The organism is Pseudomonas sp. CH235 (assembly GCF_004368175.1).
GTDB lineage: Bacteria > Pseudomonadota > Gammaproteobacteria > Pseudomonadales > Pseudomonadaceae > Aquipseudomonas > Aquipseudomonas paraglycinae.
On record NZ_RRZJ01000007.1, the window covers coordinates 49,256 to 65,934 of the forward strand.

Below are 16,679 nucleotides of genomic sequence, written 5' to 3' on the forward strand. Positions count from 1 at the left end.
AGCCCTACGATGAGTGACGTACCGCCCAAAGCGGAACAGGATTCCAGCCTGAAGATCTACTTTCGGCTGTTGGGGTACGTAAAGCCCTATATCGGCCTTTTCCTTCTGAGTATCGTGGGCTTCGTGATTTTTGCCTCCACCCAGCCAATGCTGGCGGGAATACTCAAATATTTTGTCGATGGCCTGAGCAATCCCGAAGCGGTGCTCTTTCCCAATGTTCCTTATCTCAAGGACCTGCAGTTGTTGATGGCCGTGCCGCTGCTGATCATTCTGATCGCTGCCTGGCAGGGGCTGGGGTCGTTTCTCGGCAACTTTTATCTGGCGAAAGTATCGCTGGGACTGGTGCATGACCTGCGCATCGAGTTGTTCAACAAACTGCTGGTGCTGCCCAATCGTTATTTCGACACCCATAATTCAGGGCATCTGATTTCGCGCATCACGTTCAACGTGACCATGGTGACCGGTGCCGCCACCGATGCCATCAAGGTGGTTATCCGTGAAGGCCTGACGGTGGTGTTTCTGTTCGCCTATCTGCTCTGGATGAACTGGAAGCTGACCCTCGTCATGCTGGCGATCCTTCCGTTGATTGCCTTAATGGTGGGGAGTACCAGCAAGAAATTCCGCAAGCAGAGCAAGAAGATCCAGGTGGCCATGGGCGACGTGACTCACGTGGCTTCCGAAACCATCCAGGGCTATCGCGTGGTGCGCAGTTTTGGTGGCGAGAGCTATGAAGAGCGCCGCTTTGCCGCCGCCAGCCAGAGCAACACCGACAAGCAATTGCGCATGACCAAAACCGGAGCGGTCTATACGCCCATGCTGCAGCTGGTGATCTACAGCGCCATGGCCGTGCTGATGTTCCTGGTGCTGTTCCTGCGTGGCGATGCCACGGCCGGTGATCTGGTGGCGTACATCACGGCCGCGGGTCTGCTGCCCAAGCCGATCCGGCAGTTGTCGGAGGTCAGTTCGACCATCCAGAAAGGGGTTGCCGGTGCCGAAAGCATTTTCGAGCAACTGGACGTAGAACCTGAAGTGGATAACGGTACGGTGGAGCGTGACCGGGTCAGCGGCCATCTGCAGGTACGCAACCTCAGTTTCACTTACCCGGGCACCGAGCGCGAAGTGCTGAAGAACATCAACTTCAGTGCGGCGCCAGGCCAGATGATCGCACTGGTGGGTCGCTCCGGTAGCGGCAAGTCGACTCTCGCCAGCCTGATTCCGCGTTTCTATCATCACGATATCGGGGAGATTCTGCTCGATGACGTCGAGATCGAAGATTACCGATTGCGCAACCTGCGTCGCCACGTTGCACAGGTCACCCAGCATGTGACCCTGTTCAACGACACGATTGCCAACAACATCGCCTACGGCGACCTGGCCGGTGCCCCCCGGGCCGATATCGAAAAGGCCGCTACCGACGCCTACGCAATGGACTTCATCTCGCAAATGCCCGAAGGCCTGGACACCCAGGTCGGGGAAAATGGCGTGTTGCTGTCAGGCGGTCAGCGTCAGCGCCTGGCGATAGCACGGGCGTTGTTGAAGAATGCACCGCTGCTGATTCTCGATGAGGCGACATCGGCACTGGATACCGAATCCGAGCGGCACATTCAGGCAGCGCTGGATCACGTCATGAAGGGCCGCACCACGCTGGTCATCGCTCATCGCCTCTCGACGATCGAGAAGGCCGATCTGATACTGGTGATGGATCAGGGCCAGATTGTCGAACGTGGCACCCACGCACAGTTGCTGGCGCAGAACGGCTACTACTCGCGTCTGCATGCGATGGGCCTGGATGCTCCGGCTGAAGACATCGCCTGATCCCGACGACAGGATGGGACTGCCCCATCCTGTCGCCCTTCGGGGCGTGCAATGCGCTTCCGAGATATGTATCCGTTTCTTTACGCTTCTTGACCAAACTTGAATAAATCCCGGTAACACGCTTGTTAAGGTTCTCGAACGAACTTTGACTTCAATCGAGAGGGCCATCCCTTTCGCGTGGGTACTGCGATGCTGCAACGTTATCTCTGGAAGCTGTTGCCCAAGGCACAGCGGCAATTTCTGCTGGATCGACTGTCAGTCGTGGACCGTCAGGTCGTGAACAAGTCGATGTCTGCGAATCGGCACTACCCCCCATCGTTCGCGCAGCGTTCCTGTCTGTTTATCCACGTGCCCAAATGCGCCGGCAGCAGTATCTGTACGGCGATGTTCAACGGCAGGACTCCGGGTCACCTGCCGCTGTACTGGTACGAGCAGCAGTTTCCCGAGCAGTATGCCGCTGCGTACAAGTTTGCTTTCGTACGAGATCCTCTGGAGCGGGCGTATTCGGCTTATGCGTTTCTCCACGGCAATACGTTGAGCGGGCGTGATCATGCCGCGCAGCAACTGGTTCGGCAGTACCGGGACTTCGACGATTTCATTGCCCGCTGGCTGCATACGGAGACGATCTCGCGACAACTGCATTTTGCCGCACAGAGCGATTTTTTGACCGACTCGCTGGGCCATCTGGCCATGGATTTCATCGGCTATCAGGAGCACCTGGAGCGGGATTTTCAGATTGTCTGCGAGCAGTTGGGGATGGTGTGTCAGCTGCCACACGTCAACGTTTCCGTGCTGCGCCAGCCGACCAAGGCGCGAGAGTTCTGTACCTTGCGAACCCGGCGTCTGGTACGTCGGGTCTATCAACGTGACTATGAGTTGCTCGGTTATGAATGAAGCACTCTCGAGTCTGGCGACCGCATCGGCCATTCACCCCTACGGCCTGGCCCTTTCACCTCGGGACAGGGCTGCGCTCAAGGCCCAGCATCCTCGCTGCCTGTGGCTGACCGGATTGTCCGGTGCCGGCAAATCGACGTTGGCCAACACCCTGGAAGTGCATTTGCATGAATTCGGCCTGCACACGTTTTTGCTCGACGGCGATAACGTGCGCAACGGTTTGTGCCGGGACCTGGGAATGGACGATGCGAGTCGTCGGGAAAATATCCGGCGCATGGCTGAAGTGGCCCGGCTGATGGTTGACGCCGGCCTGATCGTCATCGTCGCGGCGATCTCGCCGTTTCGGGCCGAGCGGGACGCTGCGCGGCAACTGTTTGCCGAGGGCGACTTTATCGAAGTGCATGTGAGCACTTCGCTGAAGGTGTGTGAGCGCCGAGACCCGAAAGGTCTGTACCAGGCCGTGCGAGAGGGCCGTATCCAGCATTTTACTGGCATCGACAGCCCTTACGAGGCGCCGTTGGCAGCGGAATGCCGGATCGACACGGAAGCGGTCGAACTGAGCGAAGCCTGCCAGCGACTGGCGGCTTTTCTGCTTAAAAAATGAGCAAAAAAGCCAGCTGTTTCATCCTGTTGCAGCCGCCGCACAAGCCTTCGCCAACCCTGTGTTAATATCGCGCCCCTGTTCATTTTGTATGTGGGTTGCTCCATGAAGTTGTCCATGCCGCGATTCGATCAAGCCCCTGTCTTGGTGGTCGGCGATGTCATGCTCGACCGTTACTGGCATGGTGGTACCTCACGGATTTCCCCTGAGGCGCCGGTTCCTGTCGTTAAAGTCGAGCAAATCGAAGACCGCCCGGGCGGTGCCGCCAACGTTGCCTTGAACATTGCCGCGCTGGGTGCGCCGGCTTCGCTGGTCGGTGTGACCGGTGACGACGAAGCCGCCGACAGCCTGAGCAACAGCCTCAAGGGGGCGGGCGTGCGAGCCTTGTTCCAGCGCATCGCGCACCAGCCGACCATCGTCAAGCTGCGGGTCATGAGCCGGCACCAGCAATTGCTGCGTATCGACTTCGAAGAACCGTTCGCCACCGACGCACTGGCCCTCGGCGCGCAGGTCGACGATCTGCTCGAAGGCATCAAGGTGCTGGTGCTGTCCGACTACGGCAAGGGCGCCCTGAAAAACCATCAGGCGCTGATCCAGGCCGCCCGTGCCAAAGGCATTCCGGTGCTGGCCGACCCGAAGGGCAAAGATTTCTCGATTTACCGTGGCGCGAGCCTGATCACCCCGAACCTCAGCGAGTTCGAAGCCATCGTCGGCGGTTGCGCCGATGAGCACGAGCTGGTGACCAAGGGCGCAACGCTGATGCACGACCTGGATCTCGGCGCGCTGCTGGTGACCCGTGGCGAACACGGCATGACCCTGTTGCGTCCGGATCATCCGGCGCTGCACCTGCCGGCTCGGGCCCGTGAAGTGTTCGACGTGACCGGTGCCGGCGACACAGTGATTTCCACCCTGGCGGCCGCAATTGCCGCTGGCGAAGAACTGCCGCACGCGGTGGCGCTGGCCAATCTGGCGGCGGGCATCGTCGTCGGCAAGCTGGGTACCGCGGCGATCAGCGCCCCTGAGCTGCGTCGCGCCATCCAGCGTGAAGAAGGTTCCGAGCGCGGCGTGCTGGGTCTGGAGCAACTGCTGCTGGCAGTCGCCGATGCCCGTGCGCACAACGAGAAGATCGTGTTCACCAATGGCTGCTTCGACATCCTGCATGCCGGCCACGTGACCTATCTCGAGCAGGCGCGAGCCCAAGGCGATCGCCTGATCGTTGCGATCAACGACGACGCCTCCGTCAGCCGTCTGAAAGGGCCGGGCCGGCCGATCAACAGCGTCGACCGGCGCATGGCGGTTCTCGCCGGTCTCGGTGCGGTGGACTGGGTGATCAGCTTCGCCGAAGGCACTCCGGAAAACCTGCTGCGCGAGGTCAAGCCGGACGTGCTGGTGAAGGGCGGCGATTACGGCATCGACCAGGTTGTCGGCGCGGATATCGTCAAAGCCTATGGTGGCACCGTTAAAGTGCTGGGGCTGGTGGAAAACAGCTCGACCACGGCGATTGTGGAAAAAATCCGCAAGTCCGAGTGATGCAAACATGAAGACCGTGCCTGCGCTGACTCTCCGGAGTCACTCGCAGGCGCGGTCTTTTGCCGTTCAGGAACTCACTTTCTTGCGCGGCACGATCTTCTTCAACAGCTGCTTCGCCTTGCCACGCAAGCGCGCCAGCCCCGTGTCCTTGGGCGGTGGGGTCAAACCCTGTTGGCGCAGCCAGTCCTTCCAGCGAATCCGCTCATCGCGCACCAGCCAGCCGTCCTGTCGGGCGAAACTTTCCGCCAGGTACAGACCGCGAGTGCCCGCCGGGTACAACTGACCTTTCTTGAGCGTGTACAGCTCAGGCAGCGGCTCGCCGTCCTGCAATGGCATTAAATACAGATCGGGACGTTTGCGGTCGAGTCGGGCAACCAGTTGATCGCCTTCCAGTCGTTCATCGACATGAAACAGGCTGAGGTTCTTGGCTTCTTTGGGCACGTCCAGCCGCAAGTCGTAGATCAATTGCAGGGACGCGGTCGGCAAATGCACGTAAGCCCTCGGCCGTTCAAGCAATTGCAGATTGGCGCAGCGCACCGGCCGCGCCGAACCGGACAACGGCGTCAGGCGAAAGGGCAGGGCCTCGCGATAATGCAGCGCCGAGGCGTACGGCGCTGGCAGCCAGGTGTCGTTGAAGCGCCCGCCGAGCCAGCCTTCCGGGGTTTCCAGCAGACATTCCTCGGCGATTTCCTGAATCGCCGTGTGCAGCGGAATATTCAGCTCATGGGCTGGCACGTAGCCGGAAATCAGCTTGAGCACGACGTCGCCGCGATCCTGCCGGCGCTGGCGCACCAGTACCCAGTAATCGCGATTCTGCCAGTGCAGGGTCAGGCGCACCGAGACACCGAGGTTGGCCAGTTCCAGTGCAAAACGCTCTGCGTCGGCCACGCTGACCGGTTTGCGCCGCTGCAGGGTCTGGGAGAAATTCAGCGGCATGCCCACGCTCTGGTAGGTCAGGCCTTCCGGCGTGGCTTCGACGAACAGCGGCAGCGTCTTGAAGTTGCTCGGGTTCTTTCTGATGAGCGTACGCGGCATGTCGGCTCCTGCTTAAGGCCGCGAGGCGGCGTCAGTGACCACGAAGGACCTGGGCAACGGTCGCAACGTTATGGGCGAGGTGCAGCGGATTGATTGTCCCGACGATGGCACTGGCCACGCCGGGCTGGGCGAACAGCAACTCGAAGCTGGCGCGCACCGGATCCACGCCGGGACTCAGGCACACGTGACCGCTGGCCAGCGCCTTCTTCACCAGAATGGCTTTGCCGTGGGCAGCAGCATAGTCAATGACCGCCTTCTCGTTTTGTTCGTTCAGATTGTAGGTGACCATCGCGCAGTCGCCTTGCTCCAGTGCTTTGAGGCCACCTTCGACGGTTTTGCCGGAAAAGCCGAAGCCGCGAATCTTGCCCTCGGCCTTGAGTGCCGCGAGGGTTGCGTAGACTTCGCTGTCGTTGAGGATTGCCAGATCGTTACCGTCGGAGTGCACCAGCACCAGATCGATAAAATCAGTTTCAAGACGTTGCAGGCTCCGCTCCACCGACATCCGCGTGTGAGCGGCGCTGAAGTCGTGGGTCGACTGGCCGTCGACAAATTCTTCGCCGACCTTGCTGACGATCACCCAGTCCTGACGCTCGCCGCGCAGCAGTGGGCCGAGGCGTTCTTCGCTGCGGCCATAGGCCGGGGCGGTGTCGATCAGGTTGATGCCCAGCTCTCGCGCCTGTTTGAGCAGCATGCGCGCGGCATCGTCGTCGGGGATCTGGAAGCCGTTGGGGTATTTCACGCCCTGGTCGCGGCCTAGCTTGACGGTGCCCAGGCCCAGTGGCGAAACCAGCAGGCCGGTGCTGCCCAGCGGGCGATGCAGATCGTGCAGGGTCGGCAGGCTCATGGCAGCAGTTGCTCCCAGGCGGGAACGCCCATCGGCGGTTTTGGCAATTCTGGCAGCGGGGCAGCGTGGCTCGGCTGGATGCCGTCGCGCTCCAGGGAGGCAATCACCCGGTCAGCGAAGTCCGGCGCCAGGGCCAGTTTGGTTGGCCAGCCGACCAGCAGACGACCTTCTTCAGCAAGGAACGCGTTGTCCGGACGGGTCAGGCCGGTTTGCAGCGGTTCGGCGCGATCGACGCGCAGGGTCGCCCATTGCACGGTGCTCAGGTCGATCCATGGCAGCAACTGGCCAAGTTCTTTTTTAGCGGTGGCGATCTGTTCGGCCGGCTCACGGGCCACGCCTTCGGATTCGGCAATGTCGCCGCCCAGATACCAGACCCACTGGCCGTCAGCCGCCGGGTGCGTGGTCACGGTGATGCGCGGTTTGGTGCCGCCACCCAGGCAGTGCGCGTACAGCGGCTTCAGGCCCGGGCCCTTGGCGATGATCATGTGCAGCGGCCGGCGTTGCATGGCCGGATGAGTCAGGCCCAAAGCAGTCAGCAGGTCGGCAGTACCGGCACCGGCACTAAGCACGATGCGCTGGGCGCGGATCTCGCGGCCATCGACTTTCAGGCCAACCAGCACGCCACTTTCCAGCAACGGCTCGATGTTCTGGCCGGCGAGCAGACCGTCGCCCGACAGGTCGGCCAGACGCTGGATCAGGCTCGGCACGTCGATCACCAGTTCGGCGAGGCGGTAGACCTTGCCCTTGAAGCGCTTGTCTTGCAGAGCCGGCGGCAGTTGATCGCCCTTGACCTGATCGACCCGGCCACGCACCGCTTTGCTGGCGAAGAAACTGGTGAGGTTGCCGGCCAGGGTGCCCGGCGACCACAGGTAATGGGCTTCGGACAACAGGCGCACGCCGCTCAGGTCCAGTTCGCCGTTGCCGGCCAAGGCTTCACGCCAGCGACGCGGCATGTCGGCGATGGCTTCCGAGGCGCCGGTCAGCGCACCGTGCAGCGCGTACTTGGCGCCGCCGTGGATGATGCCCTGGGACTTCACACTCTGCCCGCCGCCGAGGCTGGCGCTTTCCACCAGCACGGTCGAGAAACCCTGGCGACGCAGGCGCGCGTTCAGCCAGAGACCGGCGACACCCGCGCCGACAATCAGCACGTCGGTGGAAATTGGAGATGGCATGCAACGACCTCAGTGTTCAAGACGAGGGCGCAGTATACAGACTCGGGGAAAAGGGGATTTGTCGATGATCAATGGAGGAAGGGCAGCCCTTGCCGGCGCAATTACCTGCAAGGGCTCAGGTCAGGATCAATGGCCGGCGGTTTTCGAGAAGAGTTGAATCACCACCACGCCGAGCACAATCAGCGCCATTCCGAGCATTGCCGGGATATCCAGCTTCTGCCCATAGATGAACAGCGCCGCGACGCTGACCATCACGATGCCCATGCCGGCCCACACCGCGTAGGCCACGCCCACCGGCACGCTGCGCACCACCAGGGTCAGCATCCAGAACGCGATGGCGTAGCCGACGATGACCAGCACCAGTGGCAAAGGCGTGCTGAAGCCTTTGACGGCTTTCATCGAAACGGTCGCGATCACTTCGGCACAGATGGCAATGGCCAGGTAGACGTAAGCGTTCATGTTCAAATCCTCGTGTGTAGCGTTGCTTTCTGAGGCGGCATTCTAGTGACTCCCCAGATGGGGTAAAGTCATTACCTATCTGTTTACAAGATGGGTTGGCCGATGAGCATGCAGTGGAATCTGGAGCAGTTGCGGGTGTTCGTCGCGGTGGCCGAACAGCGTTCGTTTTCCGCCGTGGCGCGTCAGCAACGCAAGGCGCAGTCGGCGATCAGCAGCGCGATTGCCATGCTCGAGGACGACCTCGGCGTCAGTCTGTTCGAGCGTAGCAGCGGTCGCCAGCCGAGTCTCACCGAAACGGGTGAAGCCTTGCTTGAAGAGGCGCGTGAAGTGTTGCGTCAGTGCGAGCGCCTGAACGGTCGGGCCGTGGCCATGATGTGCGGGCAGGAAGCGCAACTGCGGGTAGCCCAGGACGAAGCGATGCCTTATCAGGCGCTGGTGGAAAGCTTCGGCGCGCTGGCCGAGCAGTTTCCCAGTCTTGAGGTGCAACTGACCAGCGCCGCCCAAGGCGAGGTTTCGCGCAAACTGGTGGAGCGCCGTGCCGATCTCGGATTGCTGTTCTATCACGACGAAATCCCCGAAGCGCTGGAGCGCCGGGTGCTGGGCAGTGTGGAAATGGTCACCGTCTGCGGGGTCAATCATCCGCTGGCGGCGCAGTCACGGGTCAACTGCCAGCAGCTTGCTCAGCATCGGCAACTGCTGATGTCGACTCAGAGCAGCGTCTATCCCGGCAGCGAACCGGCCAGCCCACAGGTCTGGCGTGCCGACAGTTTCTACGTGATGGCCGAATGGCTGGTGCGCGATCTCGGTTGGGCCTGGCTGCCGCGTCACGTGGTGCAGTACTCGGCGTATCAGGGCTTGATGGTGGAACTCGACAGCGAATGGACGCCGCCGGCGCTGGTGGTGGAGCTGGTCTGGCGCCGCGACGAACCCCTCGGGCCAGCCGCCCGTTGGCTGGCGGAGCGATTTGCCATACACCTGCGGGCGATCGGCGGCAAAAGCCGATAAACTCCGCCGCCATGAATAGAACTCTCTACACCGCGCTGTTTTATCTGGGGCTGCCATTGGTGGCGATTCGGCTGTGGCTGCGCTCGCGCAAGGCGCCGGCGTATGCCAAGCGGATTGGCGAACGATTCTCCTATGGCATGCCGGCCCTGCAACCGGGCGGCATCTGGGTTCATGCCGTGTCGGTGGGCGAAAGCATCGCCGCCGCGCCGATGATTCGCGCGCTGCTGCAACGTTATCCACAGCTGCCGATCACCGTAACCTGTATGACCCCGACCGGCTCGGAGCGCATTCACGCGTTGTTCGCCAACGAGCCGCGCATCCAGCACTGCTATTTGCCGTATGACTTGCCCTGCGCGGCGGCGCGTTTTCTGGATCGCGTGCAGCCGAAACTGGCGGTGATCATGGAAACCGAACTGTGGCCCAACCACATTCACCAATGCGCCAAACGCAGGATTCCGGTGGCGCTGGCCAACGGGCGCCTGTCCGAACGTTCAGCCAAGGGCTATGGCCGGTTCAGCAAACTGACCGCACCGATGCTGGCCGAGATGAGCCTGTTCGCCGTGCAGACCGAAGCTGAAGCACAGCGTTTCCGTGATCTCGGTGCGCGCCCGGAGACAGTCGAAGTCACCGGCTCGATCAAGTTTGACCTGACCATCGACCCGCAACTGCTGCAACGTGCTGCTGAACTGCGTGGCCAGTGGCAGGCGCTGGAGCGACCGGTATGGATCGCCGCCAGCACCCATGAAGGCGAAGATGAAGTGGTGCTGAATGCCCACCGTCGCTTGCTGGCCAACCATCCCGATGCGCTGCTGATTCTGGTGCCGCGCCATCCGGAGCGTTTCAACTCGGTGTTCGAGTTGTGCCAGCGTGAAGGCTTTGCCACGGTGCGTCGTTCGACCGGCGCGAGCGTCGATGCTGCAACGTCGGTGCTGCTCGGCGACACCATGGGCGAATTGCTGTTTCTCTATGCCCTGGCCGACAGCGCGTTCGTCGGCGGCAGCCTGGTGCCCAACGGCGGCCACAACCTGCTGGAACCGGCAGCGCTGGCGAAACCGGTGATCAGCGGCCCGCACCTGTTTAACTTCCTCGACATCGCCGCGCAACTGCGCAGCGCCGGAGCCTTGGCCGAAGTGGATGATGCCGAAGGTCTGGCGACAGAAGTGCAGCGTCTGTTCGAATTGCCGCGCGACGCACAGCGCATGGCGGAAGCCGGGCTGAGCGTGATGCGCCGCAATCAGGGCGCGTTGCAGCGCTTGCTCGATGGCCTGGGAAGGTTGATCGACCGTCCATAAAAAACGCAGCCTCAGGGCTGCGTTTTTTGTTTAAGGCCGGGCCTTGAGCTGCGCTTCCGCAGCCTTGGCCAGATCCGGCGGCAGGAAGTCCTTGTCCGGGTTGTAGTCGGCTTTCAGATAACGCGTCAGATCCTGCAAATCACCCGGGTTCAACGTCCCCGCCGCCTGCTTCAGCCGCAGATTGTCGAGGATGTAGTCGTAGCGAGTGTTGTTGTAGTTGCGTACCGAAGTGTAGAGCTGACGCTGGGCGTCGAGCACGTCGACGATGTTGCGCGTCCCCACCTGGTAACCGATTTCCGTGGCTTCCACCGCACTCTGGTTGGAGATGATCGACTGCCGGCGCGCCTGCACCTGCTCGACGTCGGTGTTCACCGCGCGGTGCAGGTTGCGGGTGTTCTCCACCACTTGCCGACGCAGGCCTTCACGCTGCTGTTCGGTCTGGTCCAGCCGTGAGTAGGACTCGCGCACCTGGGAGCTGGTCAATCCGCCACTGTAGATCGGAATGTTCAGTTGCAGGCCCACGGTGCTCTGCTCGACATTGCCACTGTACGGCGTACCGAACGCATTCGGGTTGGAGAAACCCAGGGCGTCGTTGTCGCCCTTTTCGTATTTGGCCACGGCGTCGAGGGTCGGCAGGTGGCCAGCCTTGCGCTGTTTCAGGGTCTGTTCGGCGGAGCTGACCGCATAGTTGCTGGCCAGCAGATTGAGGTTCTGTTTCGCGGCGGTATCGACCCAGGCCTTGGCGTCGTTCGGCGCCGGGGGCAGGATCGGCAACGTGTGGACGATGCCCTGGATCGAGTTGTACTGGCGGTTGGTCAGGGTGATCAGCGCTTCGAACGCATCATCGACCTGACGCTGGGCGACGATCCGGTTGGCCCGTGCTGTGTCATAACTGGCTTGCGATTGCAGCACGTCGGTCTTGTCCGACAGACCCACATCGAAGCGCTCGTTGGACTGGTCGAGCTGGCGCTTGAACGCGGCTTCCTCGGCCTTGGTCGAGGCCAGGTTGTCCTGGCTGCGCAGCACGTTGAAGTAGCTTTCGGCGGTTTGCAGGATCAGGTTCTGCTCGGTGGCCGAAAGTTGCAGCGCGGCCTGCTCGTTGACGTCCTTGGCGGCCTGGTACTGGAACCAGCGATCGGCGCGGAACAGCGGTTGCGCCAGCGTCGCCTGATAGGAGTGCGCGCTGCGATTGGCGATGGCCGAGGGCTGGTCGATCGACGTGCGTACGTTGGCGACTTCAGCGCCGCCGGACAGGTTCGGCAGCAACCCGGCGCGGGCCTGGGGCACGACTTCTTTCTGCGCACCGTACTGGGCGCGGGCGGCGGCCAGGTCGGCGTTGTTGTCGACCGCTTCCTGATAGACGCTGACCAGATCCGTCCTGGTCGATAAAGGCGCTTCTGCTGCCCAGACCGTTGTGGTGGACGCACAAGACACGGCAACAGCCAGTGAGAGTTTGCGCAGCATGAGGCGATCCCTAGCATGAATATTATGGAAATAATCCGGGCGCCAAAGGTAAGGCGCAGCCCATGCAGCGTCAAGGCGCAGCATGGCGTAGCGAGTGTAGTTGCGCAGGCGGCAGGCAACAATCTGCCAATTGCGCCATTCATCATGGTGTTTGCCGCGGTGTTGGCGTTCTTTGCCGGTTGTGTCTAGACTGGCCGGGTTCTTGTCGGGGTGCCTTGCTATGAGGCTGAGATCGAATAATTTCGGATCCCGTTGAACCTGATCAGGTTAGCGCCTGCGTAGGGAACAAGATTTCTCGTCACCCGGCGAGTCCTCTTGTGCTTCGTCCGGGATATTGTTCGACAATCGAACGCTCGACGACGATGCACAGCACCAGTCCTGGTGCGTCCGTGCCTTTCAGGTTCTGCTCCGACAATCCACTGCCTGGATGCTGTCTGGAGAGCCCGTGATGACTACAAAATCTAAAAACGCGATCAACCTGAGTGACTCGGCCAAGGTCGACGAGCAGTCGGTTCAACCGTTCACCCGTTCGCAAAAAGTCTACGTTCAGGGCTCCCGCCCGGACATCCGCGTGCCGATGCGCGAAATCACCCTCGATGTGACCCCGACCGACTTCGGCGGCGAAATCAACGCGCCGGTCACCGTCTACGACACCTCCGGCCCGTACACCGATCCGAATGTGGTGATCGACGTGCGCAAAGGTCTGGGCGACGTGCGTTCGGCGTGGATCGACGACCGTGGCGACACCGAGCGCCTGCCAGGCCTGAGCTCGAACTTCGGCCAGGAGCGTCTGGCCGATCCGGAGCTGACCAAGCTGCGCTTCGCCCACGTCAACAACCCGCGCCGCGCCAAGGCCGGGGCCAACGTCAGCCAGATGCACTACGCCCGCAAAGGCATCATCACCGCCGAGATGGAATACGTTGCCATCCGCGAAAACATGAAGCTGCAAGACGCCCGCGCCGCTGGCCTGTTGAACCAGCAACACGCCGGCCACAGCTTCGGCGCGAGCATCCCGAAAGAAATCACCCCTGAATTCGTCCGCGAAGAAATCGCCCGTGGCCGCGCGATCATCCCGGCCAACATCAACCACGTCGAACTGGAACCGATGATCATCGGCCGTAACTTCCTGGTGAAGATCAACGGCAACATCGGCAACAGCGCGCTGGGTTCGTCCATCGAAGAAGAAGTGGCGAAACTGACCTGGGGAATTCGCTGGGGCTCGGACACCGTGATGGACTTGTCCACCGGCAAACACATCCACGAAACCCGCGAGTGGATCATCCGCAACTCGCCAGTGCCGATCGGCACCGTGCCGATTTATCAGGCGCTGGAAAAAGTGAATGGCGTCGCCGAAGACCTGACCTGGGAGCTATTCCGCGACACGCTGATCGAACAGGCCGAGCAGGGCGTCGACTACTTCACCATCCACGCCGGCGTGTTGCTGCGCTACGTGCCGCTGACCGCCAAACGCGTGACCGGCATCGTGTCCCGTGGCGGTTCGATCATGGCCAAGTGGTGCCTGGCCCACCACAAAGAGAACTTCCTCTACACCCACTTCGACGAAATCTGCGAAATCATGAAGGCCTACGACGTCAGCTTCTCGCTGGGCGACGGCCTGCGTCCGGGCTCGATTGCCGACGCCAACGACGAAGCGCAATTCGGCGAACTGGAAACCCTCGGCGAGCTGACCAAGATCGCCTGGAAGCACGACGTGCAATGCATGATCGAAGGCCCGGGCCACGTGCCGATGCAGTTGATCAAAGAGAACATGGACAAGCAGCTGGAATGCTGCGACGAGGCGCCGTTCTACACCCTCGGCCCGCTGACCACCGACATCGCGCCGGGCTACGACCACATCACCTCCGGCATCGGTGCGGCGATGATCGGCTGGTTCGGTTGCGCGATGCTCTGCTACGTGACGCCGAAGGAGCACCTGGGTCTGCCGAACAAGGATGACGTGAAGACCGGGATCATCACCTACAAGATCGCCGCTCACGCCGCGGACCTGGCCAAGGGACATCCGGGCGCGCAGATCCGCGACAACGCCTTGAGCAAGGCGCGTTTCGAATTCCGTTGGGAAGACCAGTTCAACCTCGGTCTGGACCCGGACACCGCCCGTTCGTATCACGATGAAACCCTGCCGAAGGACTCGGCGAAGGTCGCGCATTTCTGTTCGATGTGCGGGCCGAAATTCTGCTCGATGAAGATCACTCAGGAAGTCCGCGAATACGCGGCCAACCAGCGGATCGACGCGGTCGACGTGGACGTCGCCCAAGGCCTGGCGGAACAGGCCGAGCGGTTCAAGAAGGAAGGCAGTCAGCTGTACAAGAAAGTCTAGCCACGAGCGGCAAGCTACAAGCTACAAGAGGAGAAGCAGTCCGCATATCGCTTCTGACTTGTAGCTTGCAGCTTGCAGCTTTTTTCTGCTTCTCTGTGAGAAACGTCCTTGAGCATTCAACCCGGTACTTATTCCCCCGACCTCGCCGTACCCGGCAACCAGCGTGTGTTTGGCGGTCGCGATCTGTTTTCCCTATGGTTTTCCCTCGGCATCGGCCTGATGGTCTTGCAGACCGGTGCGCTGCTGGCGCCGGGGCTGGGCCTGTCGGGATCGCTGCTGGCGATCTTCCTCGGCACCCTGGTCGGCGTCCTGTTGCTGGCCGCCGTCGGCGTGATCGGCAGCGACACCGGCCTGTCGTCTATGGCTGCGCTGAAACTCAGCCTCGGCAGCAAAGGCGCGAGCCTGCCGGCGTTGCTCAACCTGCTGCAATTGATCGGATGGGGCTCGTTCGAAATCATCGTCATGCGCGATGCGGCCAGCCTGCTCGGCACCCGTGCGTTCAGCGAAGGTTCGCTGTGGGCCAGTCCGATGCTGTGGACTTTGTGCTTCGGGGCACTGGCGACTTTGCTCGCGGTCAGCGGGCCGCTGACGTTCGTGCGCAAGATCCTGCGCAAGTGGGGCATCTGGCTGATTCTGGCCGCGTGCATCTGGCTGACCTGGAACCTGTTCGCCAAGGCTGATCTCGCCGCCTTGTGGGCACAGGCCGGGGATGGCTCGATGCCGCTCGCCGTGGGCTTCGACATTGCGATTGCGATGCCGCTGTCGTGGCTGCCGCTGATTGCCGACTATTCGCGTTTCGGCAAGCGGGCCAAGAATGTATTCGGCGGTACCGCGATCGGTTTCTTCATCGGCAACTTCTGGCTGATGAGCCTGGGCGTCGCCTACACCCTGGCATTCGCACCGAGCGGTGAAGTCAACGCGCTGCTGCTGGCGCTGGCCGGTGCAGGTCTCGGCATTCCGCTGTTGCTGATTCTGCTGGACGAGTCGGAAAACGCTTTCGCCGATATTCACTCGGCCGCGGTTTCCAGCGGGATTCTGTTGCGCCTGAAAGTCGAGCATCTGGCGCTGGCCATCGGTGTGATCTGCACCCTGATCGCCTTGCTCGCGCCACTGGCGCAATACCAGAACTTCCTGCTGCTGATCGGTTCGGTGTTTGCGCCGCTGTTCGGCGTGGTGCTGGTGGATCACTTCATCCTGCGCAAGCGCAGTGCCCAGGTGGCGTCGGCCGCGTTGCGCTGGCCGGCACTATTGGCCTGGCTGGGTGGCATCAGCACCTATCACTTGCTGGCCAATCTGTATCCGGATGTCGGCGCGACCCTGCCGACGCTGGTGCTGGCAGGGCTGCTGCAACTGGTGCTCGGTCGGGCTTTCAGTTACGGCCGGGAAACAGCTCGGGTTTGAGAATGCCGTTCAGGCGCGGGTAAGGGATCTTCAGTTCGACGTGGCCCAGCGCATAAGGCGCGATGGTGGTCACGTCGTACTTGAGGATCACGCCGCCGTAGGTCAGCGCCACGTTCGGGGTTTTAACGAATGGCCAGCTCTTCACGAACTCCGGTTCCTGATCGAGCTTGGTGCTGATCAGCCAGCTGTTGTGCGCCACTTGCGCGGCTTTCCAGAACGCTTCTTCCTGACCCGGCAGAAGCATGTCCGCCAGGGTCAGCACCTTGTGCTGCTGACGCGAATAGTTGATGAAACCGCGCCCCGGCGTGCCATGGGCACCGCCGGTGTCCAGGTAGCTCGACGTTTCGATGATCACCAGACCGTCATGCTGCTCGCGTACTTTCGCCTGCAAATAGCTGCTGTTGCGCGGGCCGGCGTTGGCCAGGAACTGCTCGCGATACGCTGCCAGCGTCGGCGCCACCGGGGTGTTCGGTGCGGTGCGGGTCATCTGCAGCAGGCGTTTTTCGATGATGCCGTCCAGCGCCGGTTCTGCCGGGAAGCGCAACGTATCGATGTTCACCAGCGGGCAGTCCGGGTTGGAACAGCCCGGTTTCAGCGTTTCCGAGGCGTCGCGGGTGGTTTCCAGCGGCGTGCGGTAGTTGGGCTGGAACAGGCTGGCGCAGGCGCCCAGGGTCAGGGCGATGGCGGCCACGGAGGCGATTTTGAAAAGCGACATGGGCGTCCTTTCTGAAGCAGGGGAAGGCAAAAAGTTACCGCTTCGACTCTCAACGAAGCGGTCAGTTCGCCACTAAGCTAATTAGAGTGGGTTTCGCCTCCACCGTCCATCCCG

At 61.7% G+C, this 16,679-nt stretch carries 14 protein-coding genes and 1 riboswitch; of the genes, 8 read left to right on the top strand and 6 right to left on the bottom strand.

Going from position 1 to position 16,679, the window contains the following annotated elements; all coding sequences use genetic code 11:
• The first annotated feature begins 9 nt into the window (after positions 1-9).
• From msbA to hldE, 4 genes are all read left to right on the top strand, one after another.
• A complete protein-coding gene (msbA, locus tag EIY71_RS09995) occupies positions 10-1,815 on the top strand; it encodes a lipid A export permease/ATP-binding protein MsbA (RefSeq protein ID WP_085746475.1) in 1,806 nt (601 codons plus the stop codon).
• Between the two features lie 189 nt (positions 1,816-2,004).
• Positions 2,005-2,709, top strand: a complete 705-nt coding sequence (locus tag EIY71_RS10000; protein WP_085746476.1) for a sulfotransferase family 2 domain-containing protein — start codon at positions 2,005-2,007, stop codon at positions 2,707-2,709.
• Complete coding sequence (cysC, locus tag EIY71_RS10005; RefSeq protein WP_134021587.1) at positions 2,702-3,313, top strand: adenylyl-sulfate kinase; 612 nt, start codon at positions 2,702-2,704, stop codon at positions 3,311-3,313. Before EIY71_RS10000 ends, cysC begins: the two co-directional genes overlap by 8 nt.
• A 102-nt stretch (positions 3,314-3,415) precedes the next feature.
• Complete coding sequence (gene hldE, locus EIY71_RS10015; protein ID WP_007952241.1) at positions 3,416-4,840, top strand: bifunctional D-glycero-beta-D-manno-heptose-7-phosphate kinase/D-glycero-beta-D-manno-heptose 1-phosphate adenylyltransferase HldE; 1,425 nt, start codon at positions 3,416-3,418, stop codon at positions 4,838-4,840.
• Positions 4,841-4,906: 66 nt separating this feature from the next.
• On the opposite strand, the gene EIY71_RS10020 is transcribed toward hldE, so the two are convergent.
• From EIY71_RS10020 to EIY71_RS10035, 4 genes are all read right to left on the bottom strand, one after another.
• Positions 4,907-5,875 (bottom strand): metal ABC transporter ATPase, encoded by a 969-nt coding sequence (locus tag EIY71_RS10020; RefSeq protein WP_134021589.1) that lies wholly within the window; start codon positions 5,873-5,875, stop codon positions 4,907-4,909.
• A gap of 31 nt (positions 5,876-5,906) precedes the next feature.
• Positions 5,907-6,719: an aldo/keto reductase gene (locus EIY71_RS10025; RefSeq protein WP_134021591.1), complete on the bottom strand. Its 813-nt coding sequence runs from the start codon at positions 6,717-6,719 to the stop codon at positions 5,907-5,909.
• Positions 6,716-7,891 carry an FAD-binding oxidoreductase gene (locus tag EIY71_RS10030; RefSeq protein ID WP_134021593.1) on the bottom strand — a complete coding sequence of 392 codons (1,176 nt, stop codon included), beginning with the start codon at positions 7,889-7,891 and terminating at the stop codon, positions 6,716-6,718. The genes EIY71_RS10025 and EIY71_RS10030 overlap by 4 nt, the downstream gene beginning before the upstream one ends.
• Positions 7,892-8,017: 126 nt before the next feature.
• Positions 8,018-8,350, bottom strand: a complete 333-nt coding sequence (locus EIY71_RS10035) for a multidrug efflux SMR transporter (RefSeq protein WP_007952237.1) — start codon at positions 8,348-8,350, stop codon at positions 8,018-8,020.
• Positions 8,351-8,452: 102 nt separating this feature from the next.
• Between EIY71_RS10035 and EIY71_RS10040 the strand changes: the two genes are divergently transcribed.
• Both EIY71_RS10040 and waaA read left to right on the top strand, forming a co-directional pair.
• Positions 8,453-9,355 carry a LysR family transcriptional regulator gene (locus EIY71_RS10040; RefSeq protein ID WP_134021595.1) on the top strand — a complete coding sequence of 301 codons (903 nt, stop codon included), beginning with the start codon at positions 8,453-8,455 and terminating at the stop codon, positions 9,353-9,355.
• Positions 9,356-9,366: 11 nt separating this feature from the next.
• Complete coding sequence (waaA, locus tag EIY71_RS10045) at positions 9,367-10,647, top strand: lipid IV(A) 3-deoxy-D-manno-octulosonic acid transferase (protein WP_134021597.1); 1,281 nt, start codon at positions 9,367-9,369, stop codon at positions 10,645-10,647.
• 30 nt (positions 10,648-10,677) lie between these two features.
• On the opposite strand, the gene EIY71_RS10050 is transcribed toward waaA, so the two are convergent.
• The gene (locus EIY71_RS10050) at positions 10,678-12,111 is read right to left on the bottom strand and encodes a TolC family outer membrane protein (RefSeq protein WP_134021599.1); all 1,434 of its coding nucleotides are present in this window, start codon (positions 12,109-12,111) and stop codon (positions 10,678-10,680) included.
• Positions 12,112-12,307: 196 nt separating this feature from the next.
• A riboswitch (TPP riboswitch) is annotated at positions 12,308-12,413 on the top strand.
• Between the two features lie 146 nt (positions 12,414-12,559).
• On the opposite strand from EIY71_RS10050, the gene thiC reads away from it, so the two are divergent.
• Both thiC and cytX read left to right on the top strand, forming a co-directional pair.
• Positions 12,560-14,449, top strand: coding sequence for a phosphomethylpyrimidine synthase ThiC (thiC, locus tag EIY71_RS10055; RefSeq protein ID WP_134021601.1), 1,890 nt, complete (start codon positions 12,560-12,562; stop codon positions 14,447-14,449).
• Positions 14,450-14,557: 108 nt separating this feature from the next.
• Positions 14,558-15,850: a putative hydroxymethylpyrimidine transporter CytX gene (gene cytX / locus EIY71_RS10060; protein WP_134021603.1), complete on the top strand. Its 1,293-nt coding sequence runs from the start codon at positions 14,558-14,560 to the stop codon at positions 15,848-15,850.
• Here cytX and EIY71_RS10065 read toward each other — a convergent pair.
• Positions 15,819-16,565 (bottom strand): RsiV family protein, encoded by a 747-nt coding sequence (locus tag EIY71_RS10065; RefSeq protein WP_134021605.1) that lies wholly within the window; start codon positions 16,563-16,565, stop codon positions 15,819-15,821. The two genes, cytX and EIY71_RS10065, sit on opposite strands and share 32 nt — an antisense overlap.
• Positions 16,566-16,679: the final 114 nt, after the last annotated feature.

Bases quoted from the DNA above. Each gene is read 5' to 3' on its own strand.
- msbA (WP_085746475.1), top strand. From the start codon at position 10: ATGAGTGACGTACCGCCCAAAGCGGAACAGGATTCCAGCCTGAAGATC.
- EIY71_RS10000 (WP_085746476.1), top strand. From the start codon at position 2,005: ATGCTGCAACGTTATCTCTGGAAGCTGTTGCCCAAGGCACAGCGGCAA.
- cysC (WP_134021587.1), top strand. From the start codon at position 2,702: ATGAATGAAGCACTCTCGAGTCTGGCGACCGCATCGGCCATTCACCCC.
- hldE (WP_007952241.1), top strand. From the start codon at position 3,416: ATGAAGTTGTCCATGCCGCGATTCGATCAAGCCCCTGTCTTGGTGGTC.
- EIY71_RS10020 (WP_134021589.1), bottom strand. From the start codon at position 5,875: ATGCCGCGTACGCTCATCAGAAAGAACCCGAGCAACTTCAAGACGCTG.
- EIY71_RS10025 (WP_134021591.1), bottom strand. From the start codon at position 6,719: ATGAGCCTGCCGACCCTGCACGATCTGCATCGCCCGCTGGGCAGCACC.
- EIY71_RS10030 (WP_134021593.1), bottom strand. From the start codon at position 7,891: ATGCCATCTCCAATTTCCACCGACGTGCTGATTGTCGGCGCGGGTGTC.
- EIY71_RS10035 (WP_007952237.1), bottom strand. From the start codon at position 8,350: ATGAACGCTTACGTCTACCTGGCCATTGCCATCTGTGCCGAAGTGATC.
- EIY71_RS10040 (WP_134021595.1), top strand. From the start codon at position 8,453: ATGAGCATGCAGTGGAATCTGGAGCAGTTGCGGGTGTTCGTCGCGGTG.
- waaA (WP_134021597.1), top strand. From the start codon at position 9,367: ATGAATAGAACTCTCTACACCGCGCTGTTTTATCTGGGGCTGCCATTG.
- EIY71_RS10050 (WP_134021599.1), bottom strand. From the start codon at position 12,111: ATGCTGCGCAAACTCTCACTGGCTGTTGCCGTGTCTTGTGCGTCCACC.
- thiC (WP_134021601.1), top strand. From the start codon at position 12,560: ATGACTACAAAATCTAAAAACGCGATCAACCTGAGTGACTCGGCCAAG.
- EIY71_RS10065 (WP_134021605.1), bottom strand. From the start codon at position 16,565: ATGTCGCTTTTCAAAATCGCCTCCGTGGCCGCCATCGCCCTGACCCTG.